Below are 19,765 nucleotides of genomic sequence, written 5' to 3'. Positions count from 1 at the left end.
GTTGAGATCAGCAATCAGACGGAACGATTTTCAACAGACATCTCTGCGGTCAGGAATCAACCAAGTTGACCGCAAGCCGGTTCCCAGCTAGCAATATCGCCATGAACATTCAGACGGTTGTTGTCGTGGTAGGAAGGCGCATGGGCAGGGCGGCATAGCTGCCCGGCGAAAGCACCCATGCGCGGTAAGCAGGCTCCTGACGGGGCCTTTTTTTATGCCCGCGTTGCGGCGTCCCCCGTCAGTCTCCCAAATTCTTACCGACCAAGGACCGACGATGACCCGCGACGAGCGCTCCCTGTCTTCAAAGCCACAAACAACCCAAGAAGACCCAGCCTGCAGGACTACCTCATCGCGCTTTGCCATTCTGGTCGCGCTGTCGGCGCTCTCAGTGCTTCCTGTGAACGTCATCTCGCCCTCGCTGCCGAACATCGCAGGCGAATTCAAAGCCGATCCCGCGCTGATCAATCTCGCTGTCGCTGGCTATGCTATCGTCACCGCTCTGGTCGAACTTATCTCCGGCGCCATTTCGGATCGCTTTCGGCGCAGGCCTGTTGCGCTGGTCTCGATCGTCCTGTTCATCGTCGCTTCGGTCGGATGCGCGCTTGCGCCCAATATCACGGTCTTTCTTGTCTTCCGCGCAGCGCAAGCTGGAATCGCCGCCTGCTTTTCGGTTGCGCTCGTGGCGATCAAGGAAACATCCGCCGACCATGAAGGCGCAAGCAGAATGGGGTATGCAGCGATGGCATGGGCACTCGCGCCGATGCTCGGCCCGACCTTTGGCGGAGTTGTGGATGAGCTACTCGGCTGGCGAATGATCTTCGTCGTTCTCGCGCTCCTTGGCGTAGCCGTCCTGTTTCATTCGATGCGGGAGCTGAAAGAAACTGGGTCGCTATCGTCCAAGCCGACCGGGACATATCTCAGTGCGTACCGACAACTTCTAGGGTCGATCCGCTTTTGGGCCTACGTCCTTTGCATGGGGTTCTCGACCGGAACACTGTACATATTGGCTGGCGCGCCTATCGCCATTGGCGGGCCAAACGCAATACTTGGTCTCTATATGGGTATGGTTCCCGCAGGCTTCATTTGCGGAAGCTACCTTACCGGCCGCATCGGGTCCAAAATACCACGCGGCGCGCTCTTGATATCGGCTCGCCTCCTGACTTGCGCCGGATTGTCGGTTGGCCTCATTCTGGCGACAACGGGCGTCACGCATGCGCTCGCATTCTTTGGTCCCTGCATGTTCATCGGCATCGGCAACGGCTTGACCATGCCTGCCGCAAACATGGGCGCGATGTCGGTGCGCGAGCGTCTTGCCGGCACTGCCGCCGGACTCGCCGCCGCCATGTCCATTGGCGGCGGCGCGGTGATTGTGTCGGTTGCAGGCCTGTTTCTGGACGGGGCGGACGCGGTCGAAACGCTCTTAAGCGTGATGCTCGGGGCCGCGCTGCTTGCATTGTTGACCGCGATACTTGCCGCCGTCACCGAGCGGCGCTCCAAGTCAGGTATATAGCAACGCTTGAAGGCCATCGATATCGAAGTGGAGACGACGATGACCCGCAAAAATGCCATCTTGGCGGCGAGCGCCGTGGTCCTTGATGAAGACACGCGCTTCCTGCTGGTCCAGCGCGCTCATCCACCCGACCAGGGGTGCTGGACACTCCCCGGCGGCCGCGTGGAGCCCGGGGAGACCCTGGACAAGCCGTCATACGCGAAGTCCCTGAAGAGACAGGACTGGCTGTCCGCGTTGTGAGGGAGTTGGAGCAACTTGATGTGCCGGACGGCGACGGTGGCGTCTATGAGATCCATGATTTCCTTGCCGAGAGGATCGGCGGCGAGGCGATCGCTGGCGACGATGCCGCAGACATTGGCTGGTTCGCTCAGGAGCAGCTTGGGAACCTTGTTCTTACACCGGACTTGCTGCTCTATCTGAGGCGGTATGGCGTTTATCCTTAGCGCTCGCCTCGCTACAGCCCGTCAGTGACGATCATCGACGGGGCTAACTATACCGTCGGCTTTCCACACCCCTCGTCGATTTTGCCGCAGGCTCTCTGCACATTTGAAAAATGCATGCGACCAGGCCGGATTGGCAGGACGAATGCATTGCCGATCCAATCGCCGTCCTGGCGCGACTCGGCCTGACCCCGGAGGATTATCTTGCGGCGTCATTATTACAGGGCTTCTGCTCGCCCCGAGCAGAGGCCCTTTTTCTTATGTCGCCTCCTCGAGACGGGTCTTCCCTCGTCATTGCCGGCCTGCCGGCCATTTCTTTCCTTTCGCTTCGCTCAAGTAAAAGGGGGGCGGGCTCGCGGACCCCGCGCCTCCGGCGCGGCCTCCCCTCAGCCACGCAGCCCGCCCCCCTGACCGGCCTACCGGCCGGATACGGACACGCCCGCTTGGCGCGGGCGTGGTTCTCTCTCTATGACGGCCTATTCTACTGGCCCTCCTCCCGCCTCAAGGACATCGCGGTTCCCCCGATTTTCAGCCGCCTGCCCTCGCTTTGCTCGGGCCGCTTCGCGCCGGCGTCAGAAAATCGGCTCCCCCGCTCGCCGGCTCCGCCGGTCGCTGCGCGATCCTTGACCCGCTCGTCGGTTCTGCGTCGACGACTTGCGTCATAGACAAAGAAGGAGATCATCATGACTAGAGTGTACGGCGGCTGCATCGAGCCTGGTGGCATCGACCTCGACGATGACGTGGAGGTCATCGAATGCCCGCATTGCGGTGGAGATGCCTTCGAGCGCTACTGGGAGACTTGCGAGGCAGGCTCCATCGATCGCAACCACACAATCATCTGCACTGCTTGCGATCACGCCGAGGGCGATCTTCCCGACAGCTACTTCGAGCCTCACGAGGCTGAACGGTCGCCCGAAATCGAAGCGCTTCTTGATGAGTTGGGTCTGTAAGGAGTCATCAGGTGAGAGGGCAATGTCCTCTCACCATCTTTTGCGTCCCTTCTATCGCCCCTTGCCATCGAGGCTGCGGGACGATTTGAGAGGAGAGACTAGCCGCCTCTCCCCTCAAACTCCCCTCTCCTATCGGGTGCGGGTAAACACCCGCCCGGCCTTTCGGGCCGTTAGATTGACGCTGCCGCGACTTCCCAAAACAATACGGAGAGCGAGCCTGAGCCTCCGCTTCGCCCTCATTTTTCGGGCTACGCTTCGTCGGCTCTTGCTCTCCTGCGGTGTGCTCGCCGTCTCATCCTTCGTGCGCTCCATCGGTGTCCTTTCCCTCCGGTTCAGGTCCACCTCAACGCACTCACGAGGACGGCTCGCTTCAGCATTATAGGCCGTGCGGAACGATCCGACGTGCTGTTCCTGCGCCCCGGATCACAGGCTGCGCCGTGTGATCGCTATTGCTATGTCCGAGGACTCGCAACAGCATTGGGGGCTTGGGCACGACGGATCGTTCCGCACGGCCTATAATGGCAGGATAGGCTGGCGGTATACCGCCAGCCGTTTCGCCCGAGGGGCGAGTGCGCTTCGCTGTTTTGAGTTAGCTGGAAATCGGAATGGCCTCTCATTCGGGCCAGACCGCTGAGGCACGTCGCGCGGCCTGCTCCTTCCGCGCTGTACGGGCGTTTATTGGCCGGTAAGGGAAAGGTGGAGTGCGGTGCTAAAACTAGCCGAAGTCGGAGCCAAAACAGCCGGCACTACTGGCAGACGTAGCGTCGTCCATAATGCACATCGCTACGTCGCTACGACTGCCATTCTGCCTCCTTGTCATACTGTCATAATGCCACTCTGACATATTGCCACAATGCCACTCTGACATATTGGCACAATGGACAACGCTACGACGCGATAACTGCCAGAATGGCAGTCGCCACAACGCTACAACGCCGCGATTGCACAACTGGCATACGTGCATTATGGACGACGCTACGCCTTTACGACTGCCATCCTGCCACAATGGCAGTCGCTACGACGCGACATCTGGCAATCGTCGCGACTGCCACTTTGCCACTTGTTAATCGTTGAGGGGTAGGGTGAAGCTAGGCTCATTATCCATGAGCGGGATCAAACCAGAGCGTGAACACAAGGATCAGCGATGCAACCTCTTTCACTCGCCATATCGACTTTCAAGGGTGGAGCCGGCAAGACAACGTTGTGCATCAACCTGGCCGCTGAATTTGCCCAGCAGGGACACCGCACTCAACTGGTTGATTGCGACGACCAGCAGACGGCGACCCGTTGGTACGAAGTGTCAAAAAAGCGGAAGATGCTTCCTGATGATGGACGGATCTCACATGTGCAGATTTCGTCCGAGGATGACTTCCATGTGAAAATGAAATCGGCCCCGACCGCCGACATTCGTGTGTTTGACGTTGGTGGCTACGTGCACGGCCGCGCCGTCGACGTCTATGAAGAATGCGACGCCGTCATCATCCCGATCATTCTGGAGCCCACCTCAGCGACCCAGGCGATCAACGTGGCAAATATCCTTGAAGAGATATCAAAGAAACGAGGCGGTCGCCGCATCCCGTATGCGGCAATGTGGAACAACGTCGACATGATCGCCCTAAAATCGAATCGGTCGTTAGGGGAGGTGATCAAAATCCTGAACTACGGCAAGATTCCGATAGTCAAGTCAATGGTCAAGAAGAGCAACCATTATAGTGACGTCGTGGCTGGGTATGGTTCGCTCTATACCAAGCTGGAAACTATCCAGAACAATCCTAAACTCACACCTTCGGCACGTATCCGCGCGTCGGAAAGCGTTCTGGACTCAATCGACTCGATCAAAATGGTCAACAACGAATTCATCAACCTTCTTGCTTCCGAGGAACCGGACCAGAAGAAAGCGAGTAACGCCTGATGTCCAAAGCACCCAAGGAACGCGAACCCGTTGTAGGCAACATCGTTAGCATGGCTTCATCAAGGTTTCAGGCGGCAGAACCCGTTGCCGACGATGACGCCGCTGTCGCTTTCATGCCGACCGATGTCACGATCGAAAAGGCGAGGCGCGCTACGCCGGCGCCTGCGCCCGCCGAAAAAGCTGAGCCCACCGATCAGGCTATGAGTTCGCCAGATGGGTCATCGAAAACGACGCCGAAACCAAAAGCCGCAAGCACGCCGCCGCCACGAAAGACGCAGTCGCCGACGCCCAAGTCCAAAGCCGTAACGCGCCGCGTTTCATTATTCTTTGATGATGAAATGATGCTCCGCGTTTTCAAATACGCTGTCGATGCGGGGAAGGATCCCAATAAGGCACTCCACCGCCTGATCGATGAAGCCTTGTCGGAGAGGGGGTTCTGACTTCATGCGGCAGCCAGCCGTTATGTTTCGGCTGCCAGAGCATGTGTTGGCAAATGTCGACGCATTGGCGAGCCGACTGAATTTGTCCATCAACTTGGTCGCAAAGTTGATCGTGATCAGAGAGATCATGAATGTACCAGCCATGCTTGACGAACACGACAAGCAATTGGCGAACATGCATCAGTTTCTGCGTGAGTTGGCATTTCACAATGAAGACTTTTTAGCCGAGAATGAAGATAGGCAGGATGAAGCGGCGAAAGCCATAATGGCGAAACTCAATGAAGTGATGAGCGCACTCGACTCTATTCGTGACACCGCTTTTGTGAGACCATCGACGTATATCGAGGAACTAATTCGACAGCACGATGAACGACCTGTTCAAGAGTCGCCAGGGGTCTAGACCGGAAGAGCGACGGCTACCGACATATTTCGAGCTGATAGACGACGAGCTCCGCCGCCGCGGTGGCGGGGGAGGGGGCGGAGCGCGCCGCGCTCCCAAGGCACCGAACGCGCACAGCGCCGCCGCTACCGCCCTCAGCCGAGCAACTGGCAACAATGCCGTCGTCGTCAAGGTTCTGTCCTACGGTGCTGGCTCTGGATCGGCCCGGAACGTTCTTGCCTATCAAAGCAAAGAAGAACGTGCCCACGACCAGGACGGCCGTGAAGTTTCGGATCTGAACCGAGCTGTCAGGGAGTGGGAGCGAGAATTCGGCAACCGAAAAGGCAGCAAGGATATCGTCCGCTTCAGCTATGAGCTTGAAAACACGGATTGCGAAAGTGTCGCTCGAGCCCTGGACTCATTGGCAGGGGAGGGGTTCCGTCACGCCGGCGACACCGATCGAACATACGCATTCAGTGTGAGCGCCGGCGTCAACGGACAGACCCGGCTCCACCTGGCCCTTGTCATCGCTCATGAAAAGAAAAGCCGAGCCGACCGGACCAGCGACAATCGGATCCCGGCCGAGCTCAACGACATTCACGCCATCGATGCCCGTCTAGACAGTGCCTTGCGCAAGAAGGGCATCAATCCGATTTCCCGTTATCCCGTCGACTTTGCATCAGGTCCCAAAGGACTGACGGCAACCTTGCATGCCATGCAGCGCGACGGCGCAGAAGTCACCCTGTCGACCAAAACCCATATCCAGCGGCGCGTGGGAAAAAGCGGGACCTATGAGCGATCAAACGAGCGTCGCCAAATCACGACCAAGGATCACAAGGAAATCACGACCGAAGGGAAAACTGTTGCCGCGCTCATGCAAACGCGCCAGCCTCGTGATTTCATGCACTTGTTGCTGTCCGGCCCCGCCAATGTCGATCGGGATCAATTCATCCTGGCCGGCCGGGATTTCTTGAAAGAGCAATTCGCAGGGCACCGATACGCCTATGCCGTTCACAACCGGCACGACATGCAAAAGCACCCGCACCTCCATGTCATCGTCTCATTGCGCAACGCCGGCGGGAAGATGCTCAACCCTAACATCCGAGATTTTACCGAATGGCGGCTCCGTTTTGCTGACAAGGCCCGCGATCGGGGAATTGCGATCGACAGACAAAAGCGCATCGAGAGGGCAGGGCCTCCTCCCGTCAAAAGATGGGAATGGGAAATGTTCCGGCGGATGGGTGCGACTGCACCGGGCAACGTTATTGAAAAGGTCATGTCAAAGGTCCGCGACACGCCGACAGCCCCAAAACTGGAAATGGCGAGAGAAAAATTCGACCAGACTAAAAGATCTATCACCCGGGTTATTGATATGCTCGAGGGGCTGGCGAAGGACAAAACAGCGCCGAGTACAGCCCGGGAGCTTAGCCAAGACCTGTCCGTCGCACTTCGACGGGAGTATAATCGGCTAGAAGTTGCAATTCGCGAGGGCAGGGATCCCACTCAAGAGAAAGGTCAAGACCACATGTTGCGATCCACACCCATCAACACTGGACAGGCAAAGGCCGCCAAGGAGGCTTTGGCGCAAACGGCGATCAGCGTTGCCGCAAAAATCGCGAACCCTGCCGATCGGATCATCTTTGAGCAGGCCACCAAGGTTATTGGCAAAGTTGTCGGCCTGCAGCTGGATGCGCGCGTGGCGAAGGAGAAGGATCGCGGCCAGGACAATCGGAAATCAACGGCCCTCGAGACAAAGTCCGCTGCCGGCCGCGACCACGTTGCGGAGCAGGGGACCCTCAACAAAACCTCGAACAATCGAACCATCGACGCAGCGCGCGTAGCCAGCGCCAACACCGGCCGCGATGTTGGCGAGAACGACCGCGAGGAACGCGGCCGCGATCGGCAGAAAGAGCAGCAGCGCGATCGCGAAGTCGCGAAAACCATTAAGCTTCGCCCGCCACAGGAAAAGGATCGCGACCGGAGCCGGTGAGGGGAGGGCGGTGGCGTTGAACTTAGCATGTGGGGTAGCCTGGCCCACTTCGCCATCACGTTCGTCATAGCGTTCCTGCTCTCTTTCTCAGAAGCTCTGTTTAATCCGCAATTCTCCATACCCTGCTGGCTCGATATGACCATTGACCCAATTTGAGGTCGCCGGCGCAATTGCGGTGGCACTGCTTTTCTACCGCCGCGACAGATCACGCGCAGAAGAAGAGTGTAGTAGATCAGGAGAAAACTAGAATGACTGGAATCCACCGACGGGAAGCTTCGTCATGCTTCCTTCAAAGGCGTAAAAGAGCGAGCTGACGACGTAACGGTGTATTCTCTGCTCTGAGAGGGTAGCGCGTACCTGACGCGGTAGCCGGGAGACTTCCAATCGGCTTTGGGTGCTATAAAGGCACTCAGGAGAGGACAGCTAATGCCTGAGCTAGACTCGGATGTCGCTGACGAAGTGCCGTGGTCCGACAGGATCACCCCTTACGATGAACAGCACTATGTCACCTATATGCGCCTTCCCGATGCCGAGGCGGAGGGCGCTGACTGGCAGGAAGTCGCTCGGATTGTCCTTCACCGTGACCCCGTGGCCGAACCTGAGCGCACCCGCCATTGTTGGGAAGATCATCTGAGGCGAGCAAAGTGGATGACGGAAACCGGCTACCGAAAAATCCTCACCGGTGACCACGACATCCTGCTGTGAAACCTCTGACCATCGAAACTAGGACCGGCCGACAGCCAAACTACTCAAAGCGTGGCCGGTCGGTCTGCGCAACGGTCTAGCTGGTCGCGATGGAGCCCCCTGGACTTGTGGCGTTGCCATCTGGCGGAGAAGGGTGACGATTATCTCAGGCAGGTAGGGTTGGTGATGAAGGCTGCGGTTTCCGGCAGATCATCTTGCCCTTGGGGTATCGGCCGGACGTGATAAGCACAGCAATATGGCCAGAGAGAACAAAAGCAGGCATGCACCGGCCGCGGTGAGGATTGCGGCAGTGACACCTTGCAAGCGTTCGGCAACCGAGCGGCGTGCTGCCAGACACTCCCCCTTAGACGATAACTTTTGGATATGGCTCCAATAACGCATAACATTTAGACATGCCCCCTGCAATAAATCTACCTGCGAGGGCATTGGTGTCTGGTTACAAGGGTGGCTGGCTCAGAAATACTTCGTCTCGACTTACAAGGCCGCCATACAGGAGGGGCTCAGCGATACCGGTTGACTCGATCAGCAAGTAGTCGAAACGGTCCTGCTCGGCGAGCGCCCGCACTTCCTTCAAGAGATCGTCGCGAAGCGTGCAACAGATGCAGCCATTGGTCATTTCGACAAGCTGCTCTGGCGTATGAGAGAGGTTGGCATCGCCGTCGCCGATTGCCCCAGTCCCGCAAATACGCCTTGGCCGCGTGGAAATAATCGAACGTGTTCTCCGACCCCGCAAAGCGCAGATGCAGGAGCTTGCCGGTCGCATCCTCGATAAAAACGAGCAGGGCGCATTTGGGACCGCGGTTCTCGAACCACCAGTGATGCGAGTCGTCGATCTGCACCATCTCGCCGAGACAGTCGCGCCGACCGCGCGGCGGTGCAATCGGCGCTTGCGCTCACGACGCGACCGTCCAGATCCCGGCCTCCGTCATCCACTTGCGCAGTGTCTCCTTGCTGACCGCAAGCTGATGCCGTTCGAGCAGCTTCTCGCGGGCCAAGGTCGGCACAAGGTCGATGTAGTGTTCGCGGATCAGTTCCAAGGCGAAGTCGCGGACGCCATCGATGATGCGATTGTTGGAGCGGCGGCCACGCGCCTTGTGCCTGAGAGCCGCCGAGCCGTATGCCTGGAACGTCTTCAATAGCCGCTGGACTTGACGGGCTGTAACGCCGAGCACGCTTGCAGCCTCAGCGCTGGCCATTGTGCTGCGTAGACCTCGCAATTCGTTTACGGAGTTCAACCGCGAGTGTTCGGCTACACGCTTTAGGCGCTTTGGGCGCGTTGACGGCCAACATTCAATCGACTATAGAGCCTCCGCCAGCTAATCATGACTTAAATAGTCAAGAAAGCCAGCCCGTCCCTTTTTTCGTGAAGCAGGCTGGCCAAGATGCAATATTGCCTCCTCTCTCCAACATGTTTGATTCCCACGGAAGAGGTCGACCCGGACAGGGTTGCGGAGCTGCAGGCCCAGATCCTGCAGGCCGGTTGCTGGACTGTTCCGATCGCCGCAGAGAGGGGCGCCCGCTTCGTGATGGACGGCCATCACCGGCTCACCGTTGCTCATCGTCTGCAACTCGCGTTGGTACCGGTGATCCCGCTGGATTACAGCACCGTAAGGGTGGAGAGCTGGCGTCCGGCCGAGACGATCACGCCCGCGTGCATTTTCGCGATGGCCCGCAGCGGCCGAAAATTTCCCTGCAAGACGACGCGGCATATTTTTGAGCAAAGCCTGCCCACCTGCACCCTGCCTCTGGAAAGCTTGCGCCACCCGGCTCCGGCAGCGCGCCCGGCAACAGATATGCAAGGGGCATGGGCATGACCCTTCACTGCCACAAGCTTGGCGCGGGTCTGCCCCCGGTTCTGCGGCCGTCGACGGCTGAACTGTTGGCCCGCGATGCACAGCGTCTTGCGGAATGGGTCGCGCGACATGGCTCGACGCTTAATCTGATCTGGCCCGATGAGCTGCGGAAGAATCTCGCGGCACTGAGGGGCGTGTTGACAGAAAGCGATGTGGCGCACGCAGTCTATTACGGGGCGAAAGTCAACAAGTCGCCGGGGTTGATGGAGGCGGCGCTCCGCGCCGGCGCCGGTATTGACGTCTCGAGCCTTTACGAATTGCGCGACGCCAGGCGGCTTGGCGCCGATGGTGCACGGCTTGTGGCGACAGGCCCGGCAAAGACGACGGGATTCCATAGCGAACTCGTTGGCTGCAACGCTCTGATATCGGTGGACTCGCCGGAAGAGCTTGAGGATCTTGTGAGCTGCTTGCCAGGGGGCCAAGTGGTCCAACCGATCCTGCTCCGCTTGCGCCCGACGGAACAGGGCATGAGCCGCTTCGGCATGCCAGCGGACGCTATACAGCATTGTCTGTCGCGCATTGCCGGCGAAGGCAGGCTGCGCTTCGACGGATTGCATTTCCACGTAAGCGGCTATCGCTGGGAGTCCCGCGCGGCAGCGTTGAGGGAAGCCGCCAGCTTGATTGCCGAAAGCCGGGCAAGGGGATTTGCTCCGCGCATGATCGACATCGGCGGCGGGCTGCCAGTCCAGTATGTCGATCAGCTGGCCTATCAGGCGCATCTGAAGGCACAGGTCCCCGAGGACTACCGGACCGGAAAGGTGCCGGGCTCCTTCTACCCCTATGGCGGCGCGCTTTCGGCGACTGACTGGCTGCGCCAGTTCTTGCATGCGCCGATGCCCAAAGGCCGCAGCATCGCCGGGTATTTTGCGGATGAGGGATTGGTGTTGGGAATGGAGCCGGGGCGTGCATTGGCAGATCAGACGGCCATTTCCATCTTCCGGGTCTCAAGAGTGAAGGCCCTCAGTTCCGACACTTGCGTCATTTTTGTCGAAGGCAGCAGTTTTAGCGCCTGCGAAACCTGGTTCGCATCCGAATTCCTGGTCGACCCAATCCTGGTGCCCGCCACACCGCCGTCCGCCCTGTCAAAATCCGTGCGAGGCTATCTGGCCGGTCATAGCTGCCTGGACGAAGACGTCCTTTGTAACCGGTGGCTCACCTTCCCCATCGCGCCGCGGGCAGGTGACCTTCTGGTATATGCCAACACCGGCGGCTACCAGATGGACCTCCTTGAAAACGAATTCCACCGCCACCCGATGCCGAGCCGCCTCTGCGTGGTTCAGGACGCAAATGGGCAGCCAACTCTCGTCCCCGACACACTTGGAGAGGCATGAATGCTCTGCACGACCGTAACTCAGATGATCGGTCAGACGCCGGTGATGTCGATCACCGTCCCCAACCACGATGCCATGCTGGTGCTGAAAATCGAGAAGAACAATCCCGGCGGCTCCATGAAGGACCGCATGGCACGCAGCATGGTGCTTGCCGCGCTCGAGGACGGGCGGCTCGCACCGGGCGGCACAATCGTCGAATCATCGTCCGGCAACACCGGCATAGGGCTGGCGCTGGCCGCGCTGGAGTTCGGCCTGCGCTTCATCGCCGTAGTCGATCATCATGCCGCGCCGGACAAGATCCGCATGATGCGCGCGCTCGGTGCCGAAATCCGCTATGTCGAAGGCGATTTCCGCGAGGACGAAGTGGCCGTGGTCGAACGGCAGCGGCTGGGCGCGCAGCTTGGTGCCCAACTTCCCGGCGCGCTTTTCATGAACCAGTCCGACAATCCGGCAAATCCGGAAGGCTATGCCGGTTTTGTCGACGAGCTTCTGGCGCAGCTCCCGAACGGCATCGACGCCTTTGTCGGCTGTGTCGGGACCGGCGGTTCGATGACGGGGATCGCTCAGCGGCTCAAGCGCCATAATCCTACCGTGCGCACGATCGCGGTGGAGCCGGCCGGTTCGATCGTCTTCGGCAAGCCCGGACATCCCTATTACCAGTCGGGAACGGGAACACCGGCCGGTGATGAAGTCGGCAAGGTGCTCGACTATGCATGCATCGACGAAGGTGTGCAGGTCACCGACACCCAGGCCTTTGAGACAGCGCGCTATTTCGCCCGGCGCAAGGGCTTGCTGGTGGGTGGCTCCACCGGCGGCACCATTTACAAGGCGCTGGAGTTCATTGCCGCAGGCAAGTTGTACGGCACGGTCGTCACGCCGGTGGCCGACGGCGGCGAAAAATATCTCGGTTCGGTTTTCGACGATGAATGGATGGCAAAGCGCGGCTTGCTGGATCCGATAATTGCCGACCAGCTGGATGCGTGGCTGGCCGCAAGGGCATGCGCGGCATGAAGGTGACGATCTGCGGCGCGGGCCGCACCGGGCATTTGAACGCAGTGCTCTTCAAGCAGCGTCCGGGCATCGCGGTTTCCGTCCTTACCGCCTCCGCCGCGGTCGCCGAAACATGGGCAGATAGCAACAGCGGCTGGCACGCACACACGCCTGACGGTAACGTCCTGAGCGCGCGGCCCGACCATGTCGGCACCGATCCGGGCAACGCGCTGGACGACGCGGACATGGTTATCATGACGCAGCCGGCCCAGGCGCGGCCCGCGCTTCTTCGCCAGATCGCTCCCCACCTTCCACAGAACAAAAAGGTGTTTCTCGGCGCGATCCCCGGCTTTTGCGGTTTTGACTGGCTCGCAGCCAAGGCCCTTTCGGGGCGCGACAATGTGGTGATCTGGGGCATGAAAGACGTGCCCCATACGGCCTTTGACCTGGTTCCGGGCAGGCGCGTGCGTATGGGTGGCGCCAAGGCGCAGCTCTTTGCCGCACTTCATCAGCGCGAAAGCAGCGCCGACCGCGCTGTGCTCGCCGAGATGCTCGCCCGGCTTTTCGACGCGCCCGTCGCTATGCTGCAGAATTATCTCGAAATCACGCTGACGCCGGGCAACGCTCTGATGCACCCAGCCGTGCTCTACGGCCTGATTGGCCCGGGCGCACGTTGGCAGGACAAGCCCTTTGACGAACCCATATGTTGGTGGAGCGACTGCCCGCGCGTGGGCGCCGAATTGCTGGAGGCGTGTGACGCGGAAAACCAGGCGATCCGTGGTGCGATCGAGGCGCGTCTCGGCATTGATCTAAGCACTGTAAAGGCTCTCCGGCAGGAACTGATCGAGGCTTATGGCAGCCAGATCGAGGACGACCGCACCATGTATACGCTTCTGCGGACGAATCGCGCCTATGCCGGCATTCGCGCGCCGCTCGTACCCAATCCGCACGGGCCCGGTCTTCTCATCGATCGCGAGAGCCGCGCCTTCCACGAAGATATCGCCGTTGGTCAGGCGTTGCTCGTGGAGATGGCCGCGCGGCTGAATGTGGCAATCCCAGCCATTGCGAAAACCTATCACTGGGCGCGCCACTATCACGGCGGACTGACGGAAGGCGCGCCGGCCTATATACCCGCCGGCTGGCCGGAGGCTGCCTGATGGACCAGAGGATTTCTTCAGCGACAGATGCCGAAACCCAGGCACGCGATACGCAGCTTTGGAAGAACGCATCGCGCAATGCACTCAGCCGGCTGGTTCGCTGCCTGTTCGCCGAGCGTCTTCTTGAACCGAATGCATTGCTGTGGGCGCCGGATGGCAGCCAGGCATGGTTTCCTCTCTGGTCCTCGCGCCGGGTCCTGCACTTTACCAACATGCGCCGTGCGCCTGCCGGAACATTGCAAAATCGCGGGCACATTGAAGTGCTGGACGAAACCGGCGCCCGGCGCCGGCTCGATGATCCGTCCGCCCTGATAACGGAGGTTTCGCCCGCACTGGCGGTTTCGCCCGCACCGGACGGCTTTGAGCATCTGTTGCGCGACGTCGACAACAGCATGCAAAACGAAGTCCTCGCGCGACATCACAGGGAAGGCTGGAGTGCCGAACTGCGCCAGAAGATAGCCGAAACAGGCGCGCCCGGCTTCCTCGCCTATCTCGAACAGAGTTTGCCGCCGCATTTGGCGGCCATGACCCTCGATCAATGGGGTGCGCTCGAAGGCCATCCCTTCTATCCGACATGGAAGGCCAAACCTGGCCTGCCGCCACAAGAGGTGACCGCGTTATCGCCCGAATTCGGCGCCCGCGTGCGCCTGCGCATCACGGCGCTGCGCAAGGAATGGGCCTATGTCGAGAAGATGCCGCATGTCGGCAGCTATTCGGAATGGTTTTCGCAAAACTTTCCTGACCTCTGGCGCGACTGGGCCGAAGGTTTGAAAGAGCGCGGAAAGTCGCCCGGGGACTGGCTTCCTCTCCCCGTCCACGGGTGGCATCTGGACAATTTCGTGCGCCGGCAATTCGAGTCCGAGATTACTTCCGGCGTTTTGGACCCAGAAGGCCCCGAGATCGTGACGCTGCCGTCGATGTCGTTCCGCACGATGCTGCCGGACACACAGGAGCCCAGACCCTTCATTAAACTGCCGGTGGCGATCTGGCTGACCAGTGAGCAGCGCACCCTCCAGGCCAAGTCGATCCATATGGGGCCCCGCCTCAGCACCCTCATTTCCGACATTCTGGCAAAGGAGGAGGATCTCCGCGACACGCTGGAGATTTTCACCGAAGAGTTAGGTGCAATCCTGCGCCATCCCGACACCGGTGACGAGCATCCGGGCCGTTTTCTGTCGGTGGTCTTCCGCAATACGGGCGCTCTGGCACGCAGCGACGGACTGTTGCCGGTGACTGTCGCGGCGCTTCTGACGGCAAGTCCGCTCGATGAGCGCCCGCTCATTTGCGAATTGATCGCCAGAAACGGCCAAGAGAGCGAGGCGGCGGTAGCGGCATTTTTCCGTGGCTATGCGCGCACCGTCATCCGGCCAACCCTGGCCATGTATCTGCTCTACGGGATCGCCTTTGAGGCGCATCAGCAAAACAGCCTAGTATTGTTCGACCATTCCGGCCAGCCACGAAAGTTGCTGATCCGCGATTTCGGCGACGGCCGCAGTTTTGCGCCCTTGTTCGAGGAACGCGGGCACTGCCTAAAGCCCTTCACCCAGAGAGGGATTTTGCCCACGACGTTCGATGAAGACATCAGCCTCGTGCGCTCGTTCGTGATCGATGCCTGCTTCGTCTGCCACCTCCATGAGATCGCCCTCTGCTTGACGGAGCAATATGGACTGGCGGGCAACAGCCTGTGGCGCATCCTGAGGGAGGAAACCGAAGAGGCATTCGACACGCTTCGGCCGCGCGTGCCGTCCGATGAGTTCTGGCTGCGGGAACGCGCGGCCTTTCCCGAAAATCCGTGGCCGACACGCTCGGTGCTGCGAATGCATCTGGAGCGGTATCGCGACTATCGCGTCGAACACCAACTGCCCAATCCGTTGACGGACGCGGAATGACAAACGCCTCTGCCGCCCTTCGCGGTTTCGGGCCCGTTTTCGCGCTCCTGTTCGCCCTGCAATTCGTTTCCATGGGCGCGATGGAGATGAGTGGCCCTTTCTGGCCAATCCATATCAAGGCGTTGAGCCCCTCCGACAGTGTCTTCGGCCTCGCCGGAATCGGCGTCTATATCTGTCCGATGCTCGGCGTATCGCTCACCAGCGCCTTTTGGGGACGCATGGGGGATCGCCACGGCAACCGGCTGATGATGGTTCGCGCATTAGCCGGTTTGGCGATCACGCAACTGCTCATCGCCTTTGCGCAAGATGTCTGGACAATTTTGGCTCTGCGCTTTCTGCAGGGCGTCTTTGCCGGTTACATTGCCCCGGCGCAGGCTTATGGCGTGCAGGTCACCGGTGGACGCGATCGCGCCGGCCTGTTCGCGTGGCTTCAGGTGGCGACCAATGTCGGCTCGCTTGGCGGGGCGTTTTTGGGCGGGCTGATCCTGGATGAATTGCCCTTTGCCGCCATCAATCTGACGGCCGGCGTGATCTGTGCCCTGTGCGCCGCCACCGCCTGGACAAGTCTGCCCGTGCCGCCAAACGGGATTGTTCCCGTACGGTCAGCAACGGCGACATTTACTGCCCATGCGCCCTCGGGGAGTGCGCCGGTGTCGGGGCTTCTTGTGCTGATGGGCATGCTGCTCGCAAGCCGCATGGTGCTGCAGGTTCCGTTTTCTCTTTACATGACGCAAGTTTTTGGCACCCAGCACTGGGTCACCGGCTTGAGCTACGGGCTTCTCGCGCTGGGCTTTGTCGTGGGCGCGCCTTTGTGGGTGCGGTTCTTTGGGGGGCGCACGAAATCCTATGTGCTCGGCTGGAGTGTGTTGATTTCAGCCAGTTGCCTTGCAATCACCCATTTGGCCGGGATCACCGGGTCCATAGCCTTTTTCGCAACGCTGTATTTTGTCTGGGGCGCTCTCCTGGGAGGAACAACGCCGGCTCTCCTGTCACTCATTTCGACGGCAACGCAAAACGACCGGCAGGGTTCGGTTCTGGGTCTTGCGCAAACCTGCCAGCAGGGCGCCTCGATTATCGGTATCGTCGCCGGCGTTGCGGTCACTCAGTCTTTTGGTCTCGAAGCCGCGTTCCCGCTCGTCTCAACCCTCTACGCCTTATCATTTTTAGTGGCGCTCGGCATATGGCTCAAAGCGCGCCATTCACCCGGCGAAGGAGCTCAACCATGAAGTGGTATCAGTCGCTGTTGCATGCCGCGATCACAGCTCTTGCACTGATCGTGGCTGGCTCCGCGCCGGGATTTGCCGGGGAAACGGCGATGATAGAAGCGCAATCGCCGCTTACTGTCACTGATATTGCCGGACGCAAGGTAAAGCTGAAAGCGCCCGTCAAGCGCATTCTTCTTGGCGAAGGCCGCCAGCTCTATCTGATCGCCTCGCTGGCGCCCGAAGACCCGCTGGCTCATATCGTTGCGTGGCGCAACGATATGATCGAGGCCGATCCGGCCACTTACGCGCAATACCTTGAAGCCTTTCCCGAACTGGCGAAGCTGCCTGCCTTCAAGGGCCAGGAGGACAGTCTGATCGACATTGAGTCGGCCATCATCCAGAAGCCGGATGTGGTTCTGCTAAACCTCGAAGCCATGAGGGCCAATGAGGATGCCCAATATATTGAGAAGCTAGCTGAGCTGAACATCCCCGTCCTCTATATCGACTTCCGCCATCACCCCTTGGAAAATACCGAGCCCACAATTCGCCTCCTGGGCCGGATAATGGGGCGTGATGCGCGCGCACAAGAAATCATCGCGTTCCGCCGTGAAGCTATCAAGCAGGTCACCGAAATCCTTGCCGACGCCAAGCCGGAACGCCCCAAAGTGTTTATCGAGCGTATCGGTGGTTATTCCGACGATTGCTGCCTGTCTTTCGGCGCCGAGAATTTCGGCAAATATGTCGAGCTTGCCGGCGGCCAAAATGTCGGCAGCGGCATCATTCCGGCGACTTTCGGGCAGCTCAATCCCGAACAAGTGATCACCGCCAACCCCGATCACGTGGTCATTACCAGCGCCGACTGGGAGGCCTATGTCCCCGGCGGCCATTGGATTCCCCTCGGTCCCGGCGCGGACCCGCAGGTGACGCGCAAAAAGCTCGAATGGTTCCCAACCCGCAACGCCTATACCGGCATTGCAGCACAAGAGACGCGAAATTTTCACGGCATCTGGCACCAGTTCTACAACAGCCCGTATGAATTCGTAGCAATGCAGCAATTGGCGAAGTGGCTCCATCCAGACCTGTTTGACGATCTGGATCCCGACGCGACATTTGCGGAATACCACCGCCGTTTCCTGCCCATCAAATATCAGCCTGGCTACAGCGTCAGCTTGTCCGATAGCCCGTCATGACGGATGTCCGGTCCGAGACAATGTCCCCGTCGGGACGCGGCGCTTATAAATCGCTCAGCTTCAGGCGGCAGATAATTCTCCTCATGTTGGTCGCCGGGCTTTGCGCTGCCTTTGTCGGCGACATTGCAATCGGACCGGCCAGCTATGGGCTCGGAGAGGTTTTGCGCACCCTCGTTGCGCCGGTTGAAGCGGATGCGCAAATGCGAGTCATTGTCTGGTCGATCCGCCTACCGTCGGCTCTTATGGCGATCGTGGTCGGGATGGCGCTGGCCATCGGCGGCGCGCAGATGCAGACGATACTGAACAACCCGCTGGCGAGCCCTTTCACACTGGGTATTTCGTCCGGTGCAAGCTTTGGAGCCGCACTGGCGCTCGCATTCGGCGTCGCGCTGGTTCCCATGGCGGGCGACTATATCGTCGCCGCCAACGCCTTTGTGATGGCCATGGCCACCGCCTTCCTTATCCATTTGGTCAGCCTCAGACGCGGCGCCTCCGTCCAGACCATCGTGCTCTTGGGCATCGCGCTGGTTTTCAGCTTCAACACGGCACTTGCCATCACCCAATATTTCGCCGCCGAACAGGCGGTTGCCGCCATCGTCTTCTGGACGATGGGAAGTCTGACCAAGGCGACATGGCCGAAACTGGCCATCACCGCGCTCGCCGTGGGGGTGACCCTGCCGATCTTTCTGCACCGCCGGTGGCAATTGACCGCATTGCGGCTCGGCGAGGCTCGTGCAGCGAGCTTCGGCATCCCCGTGCGCCGCCTGCGGCTCGAGACCCTGATCCTCGTCTCACTTCTTTCGGCTATTCCCGTCGCCTTTGTCGGCACCATCGGCTTTATCGGCCTGGTCGGCCCGCATATCGCCCGCATGATGGTCGGCGAAGACCAGCGCTTCCTGCTGCCCGCAAGCGCGCTGACAGGTGCGTTGATCATGTCCCTGAGCTCGGTGCTTGCCAAAATTGCCGTGCCCGGCGCGGTCCTTCCCATAGGCATCGTCACCGCGGCAATCGGCCTGCCGGTTTTCCTTTATCTGATCCTGAAAAGCGGAAGAGAGATATGGTAGTGCTGAGCACCCATCGCCTCGGCGCCCGGTTCGGATCGCGCCAGGTGCTGCGCGATGTGACTCTTCCGCCATGCCATGGCGGCGAGGTGGTGGCCGTCATCGGGCCTAATGCCGCGGGCAAATCCACGCTGTTCCGCCGTATCGCCGCTATCCTTCCGGGCCCCGGCGATTGCCGGCTGGAAGGCGTGCGCGATATCGATGGAGCCATCGCCTACATGCCGCAGGACCAAATGGGCGGCGCGGTGCTGACCGTGTTCGAATCCGTTCTTCTTGCACGCAAGCAGGTCAGCGGCTGGCGTTTGGAGCAGCATGATCTGGTGGCGGTGGACCGGACGCTTACCGCGCTGGACATCGGCGGGCTTGCCAATGAGATCCTTTCTGAGCTGAGCGGCGGCCAGCGCCAGCTCGTCGGGCTTGCCCAGTGTCTCGTACGCGAACCGCAAGTACTGCTTCTGGACGAACCGACCAGCGCCCTCGACATGCACCGCCAGTTGGAGGCCATGCGCCGTGTGCGCAGCCTGGCGCGCGACAGTGGCATGCTGGTTCTGATCGCGCTGCACGACCTCAATCTGGCGCTGAAATTCGCCGACAAGGTCGCCATCCTGTCAGGTGGAACCCTGCATGATTTCGGTCCGGCGGCCAGCGTCCTGACGCCGGAGAATCTCGCCGCAACCTTCCGCATCAGGGCACGTGTCGAACCTTGCTCGCAGGGCAATCTCCATCTGATCGTCGACGATGCGATCTGAAGTCGGACGCTTCA

At 60.0% G+C, this 19,765-nt stretch carries 18 protein-coding genes and 2 pseudogenes; 18 read left to right on the top strand and 2 right to left on the bottom strand.

Annotation, left to right across the window (positions count from 1 at the left end; translation table 11 throughout):
- Window positions 1–274 precede the first annotated feature (274 nt).
- From NKH89_RS13460 to NKH89_RS13425, 9 genes are all read left to right on the top strand, one after another.
- Complete coding sequence (locus tag NKH89_RS13460; RefSeq protein ID WP_031256312.1) at window positions 275–1,510, top strand: MFS transporter; 1,236 nt, start codon at window positions 275–277, stop codon at window positions 1,508–1,510.
- 6 nt (window positions 1,511–1,516) lie between these two features.
- Window positions 1,517–1,750 (top strand): NUDIX domain-containing protein, encoded by a 234-nt coding sequence (locus NKH89_RS35825; protein ID WP_502896890.1) that lies wholly within the window; start codon window positions 1,517–1,519, stop codon window positions 1,748–1,750.
- A gap of 20 nt (window positions 1,751–1,770) precedes the next feature.
- The gene (locus NKH89_RS35820; RefSeq protein WP_023802435.1) at window positions 1,771–1,953 is read left to right on the top strand and encodes an NUDIX hydrolase; all 183 of its coding nucleotides are present in this window, start codon (window positions 1,771–1,773) and stop codon (window positions 1,951–1,953) included.
- Between the two features lie 680 nt (window positions 1,954–2,633).
- Window positions 2,634–2,900 (top strand): hypothetical protein, encoded by a 267-nt coding sequence (locus NKH89_RS13450; RefSeq protein ID WP_156942694.1) that lies wholly within the window; start codon window positions 2,634–2,636, stop codon window positions 2,898–2,900.
- Window positions 2,901–4,044: 1,144 nt separating this feature from the next.
- Entirely contained in the window at window positions 4,045–4,812 is a 768-nt protein-coding gene (locus NKH89_RS13445) for a ParA family protein (protein WP_352909064.1), read from the top strand.
- Window positions 4,812–5,252, top strand: a complete 441-nt coding sequence (locus NKH89_RS13440) for a hypothetical protein (protein ID WP_023802439.1) — start codon at window positions 4,812–4,814, stop codon at window positions 5,250–5,252. The genes NKH89_RS13445 and NKH89_RS13440 overlap by 1 nt, the downstream gene beginning before the upstream one ends.
- A gap of 4 nt (window positions 5,253–5,256) precedes the next feature.
- Window positions 5,257–5,652 (top strand): hypothetical protein, encoded by a 396-nt coding sequence (locus NKH89_RS13435; protein WP_023802440.1) that lies wholly within the window; start codon window positions 5,257–5,259, stop codon window positions 5,650–5,652.
- Window positions 5,618–7,621: a relaxase/mobilization nuclease domain-containing protein gene (locus NKH89_RS13430; RefSeq protein WP_023802441.1), complete on the top strand. Its 2,004-nt coding sequence runs from the start codon at window positions 5,618–5,620 to the stop codon at window positions 7,619–7,621. The genes NKH89_RS13435 and NKH89_RS13430 overlap by 35 nt, the downstream gene beginning before the upstream one ends.
- Before the next feature lie 426 nt (window positions 7,622–8,047).
- Window positions 8,048–8,326, top strand: coding sequence for a DNA -binding domain-containing protein (locus tag NKH89_RS13425; protein ID WP_023802443.1), 279 nt, complete (start codon window positions 8,048–8,050; stop codon window positions 8,324–8,326).
- A gap of 493 nt (window positions 8,327–8,819) precedes the next feature.
- Here the strand turns inward: NKH89_RS13425 and NKH89_RS13420 are convergent.
- Both NKH89_RS13420 and NKH89_RS13415 read right to left on the bottom strand, forming a co-directional pair.
- Window positions 8,820–8,987, bottom strand: a pseudogene (locus tag NKH89_RS13420) (GTP-binding protein); the annotation flags it as partial.
- 7 nt (window positions 8,988–8,994) lie between these two features.
- Window positions 8,995–9,621: pseudogene (locus NKH89_RS13415) on the bottom strand (helix-turn-helix domain-containing protein); the annotation flags it as partial.
- 87 nt (window positions 9,622–9,708) lie between these two features.
- Here NKH89_RS13415 and NKH89_RS13410 point away from each other — a divergent pair.
- Genes NKH89_RS13410 through NKH89_RS13370 form a run of 9 tightly spaced genes read left to right on the top strand, consistent with a single transcriptional unit; the run spans window position 9,709 to window position 19,751 of the window.
- Complete coding sequence (locus NKH89_RS13410) at window positions 9,709–10,140, top strand: ParB N-terminal domain-containing protein (protein ID WP_036270231.1); 432 nt, start codon at window positions 9,709–9,711, stop codon at window positions 10,138–10,140.
- Complete coding sequence (locus NKH89_RS13405) at window positions 10,137–11,510, top strand: Y4yA family PLP-dependent enzyme (protein ID WP_031256317.1); 1,374 nt, start codon at window positions 10,137–10,139, stop codon at window positions 11,508–11,510. The genes NKH89_RS13410 and NKH89_RS13405 overlap by 4 nt, the downstream gene beginning before the upstream one ends.
- The gene (locus NKH89_RS13400; RefSeq protein WP_023802448.1) at window positions 11,511–12,521 is read left to right on the top strand and encodes a cysteine synthase family protein; all 1,011 of its coding nucleotides are present in this window, start codon (window positions 11,511–11,513) and stop codon (window positions 12,519–12,521) included. It abuts the gene before it with no gap.
- Window positions 12,518–13,657: an NAD/NADP octopine/nopaline dehydrogenase family protein gene (locus tag NKH89_RS13395; protein ID WP_031256318.1), complete on the top strand. Its 1,140-nt coding sequence runs from the start codon at window positions 12,518–12,520 to the stop codon at window positions 13,655–13,657. The genes NKH89_RS13400 and NKH89_RS13395 overlap by 4 nt, the downstream gene beginning before the upstream one ends.
- Window positions 13,657–15,546, top strand: coding sequence for an IucA/IucC family protein (locus NKH89_RS13390; RefSeq protein ID WP_023802450.1), 1,890 nt, complete (start codon window positions 13,657–13,659; stop codon window positions 15,544–15,546). Before NKH89_RS13395 ends, NKH89_RS13390 begins: the two co-directional genes overlap by 1 nt.
- Window positions 15,543–16,772 (top strand): MFS transporter, encoded by a 1,230-nt coding sequence (locus NKH89_RS13385; protein WP_352909059.1) that lies wholly within the window; start codon window positions 15,543–15,545, stop codon window positions 16,770–16,772. The genes NKH89_RS13390 and NKH89_RS13385 overlap by 4 nt, the downstream gene beginning before the upstream one ends.
- Window positions 16,769–17,941, top strand: a complete 1,173-nt coding sequence (locus NKH89_RS13380; RefSeq protein WP_023802452.1) for an ABC transporter substrate-binding protein — start codon at window positions 16,769–16,771, stop codon at window positions 17,939–17,941. Before NKH89_RS13385 ends, NKH89_RS13380 begins: the two co-directional genes overlap by 4 nt.
- On the top strand, window positions 17,938–19,005 hold the full coding sequence (locus NKH89_RS13375) for a FecCD family ABC transporter permease (RefSeq protein ID WP_198032894.1): 1,068 nt from the start codon (window positions 17,938–17,940) through the stop codon (window positions 19,003–19,005). The genes NKH89_RS13380 and NKH89_RS13375 overlap by 4 nt, the downstream gene beginning before the upstream one ends.
- A complete protein-coding gene (locus tag NKH89_RS13370; RefSeq protein WP_023802454.1) occupies window positions 18,999–19,751 on the top strand; it encodes an ABC transporter ATP-binding protein in 753 nt (250 codons plus the stop codon). Before NKH89_RS13375 ends, NKH89_RS13370 begins: the two co-directional genes overlap by 7 nt.
- Window positions 19,752–19,765: the final 14 nt, after the last annotated feature.

The organism is Mesorhizobium sp. M0923 (assembly GCF_040319365.1).
Taxonomy (GTDB): Bacteria; Pseudomonadota; Alphaproteobacteria; order Rhizobiales; family Rhizobiaceae; genus Mesorhizobium.
This window is presented reverse-complemented; position numbering and strand designations above follow the sequence as displayed.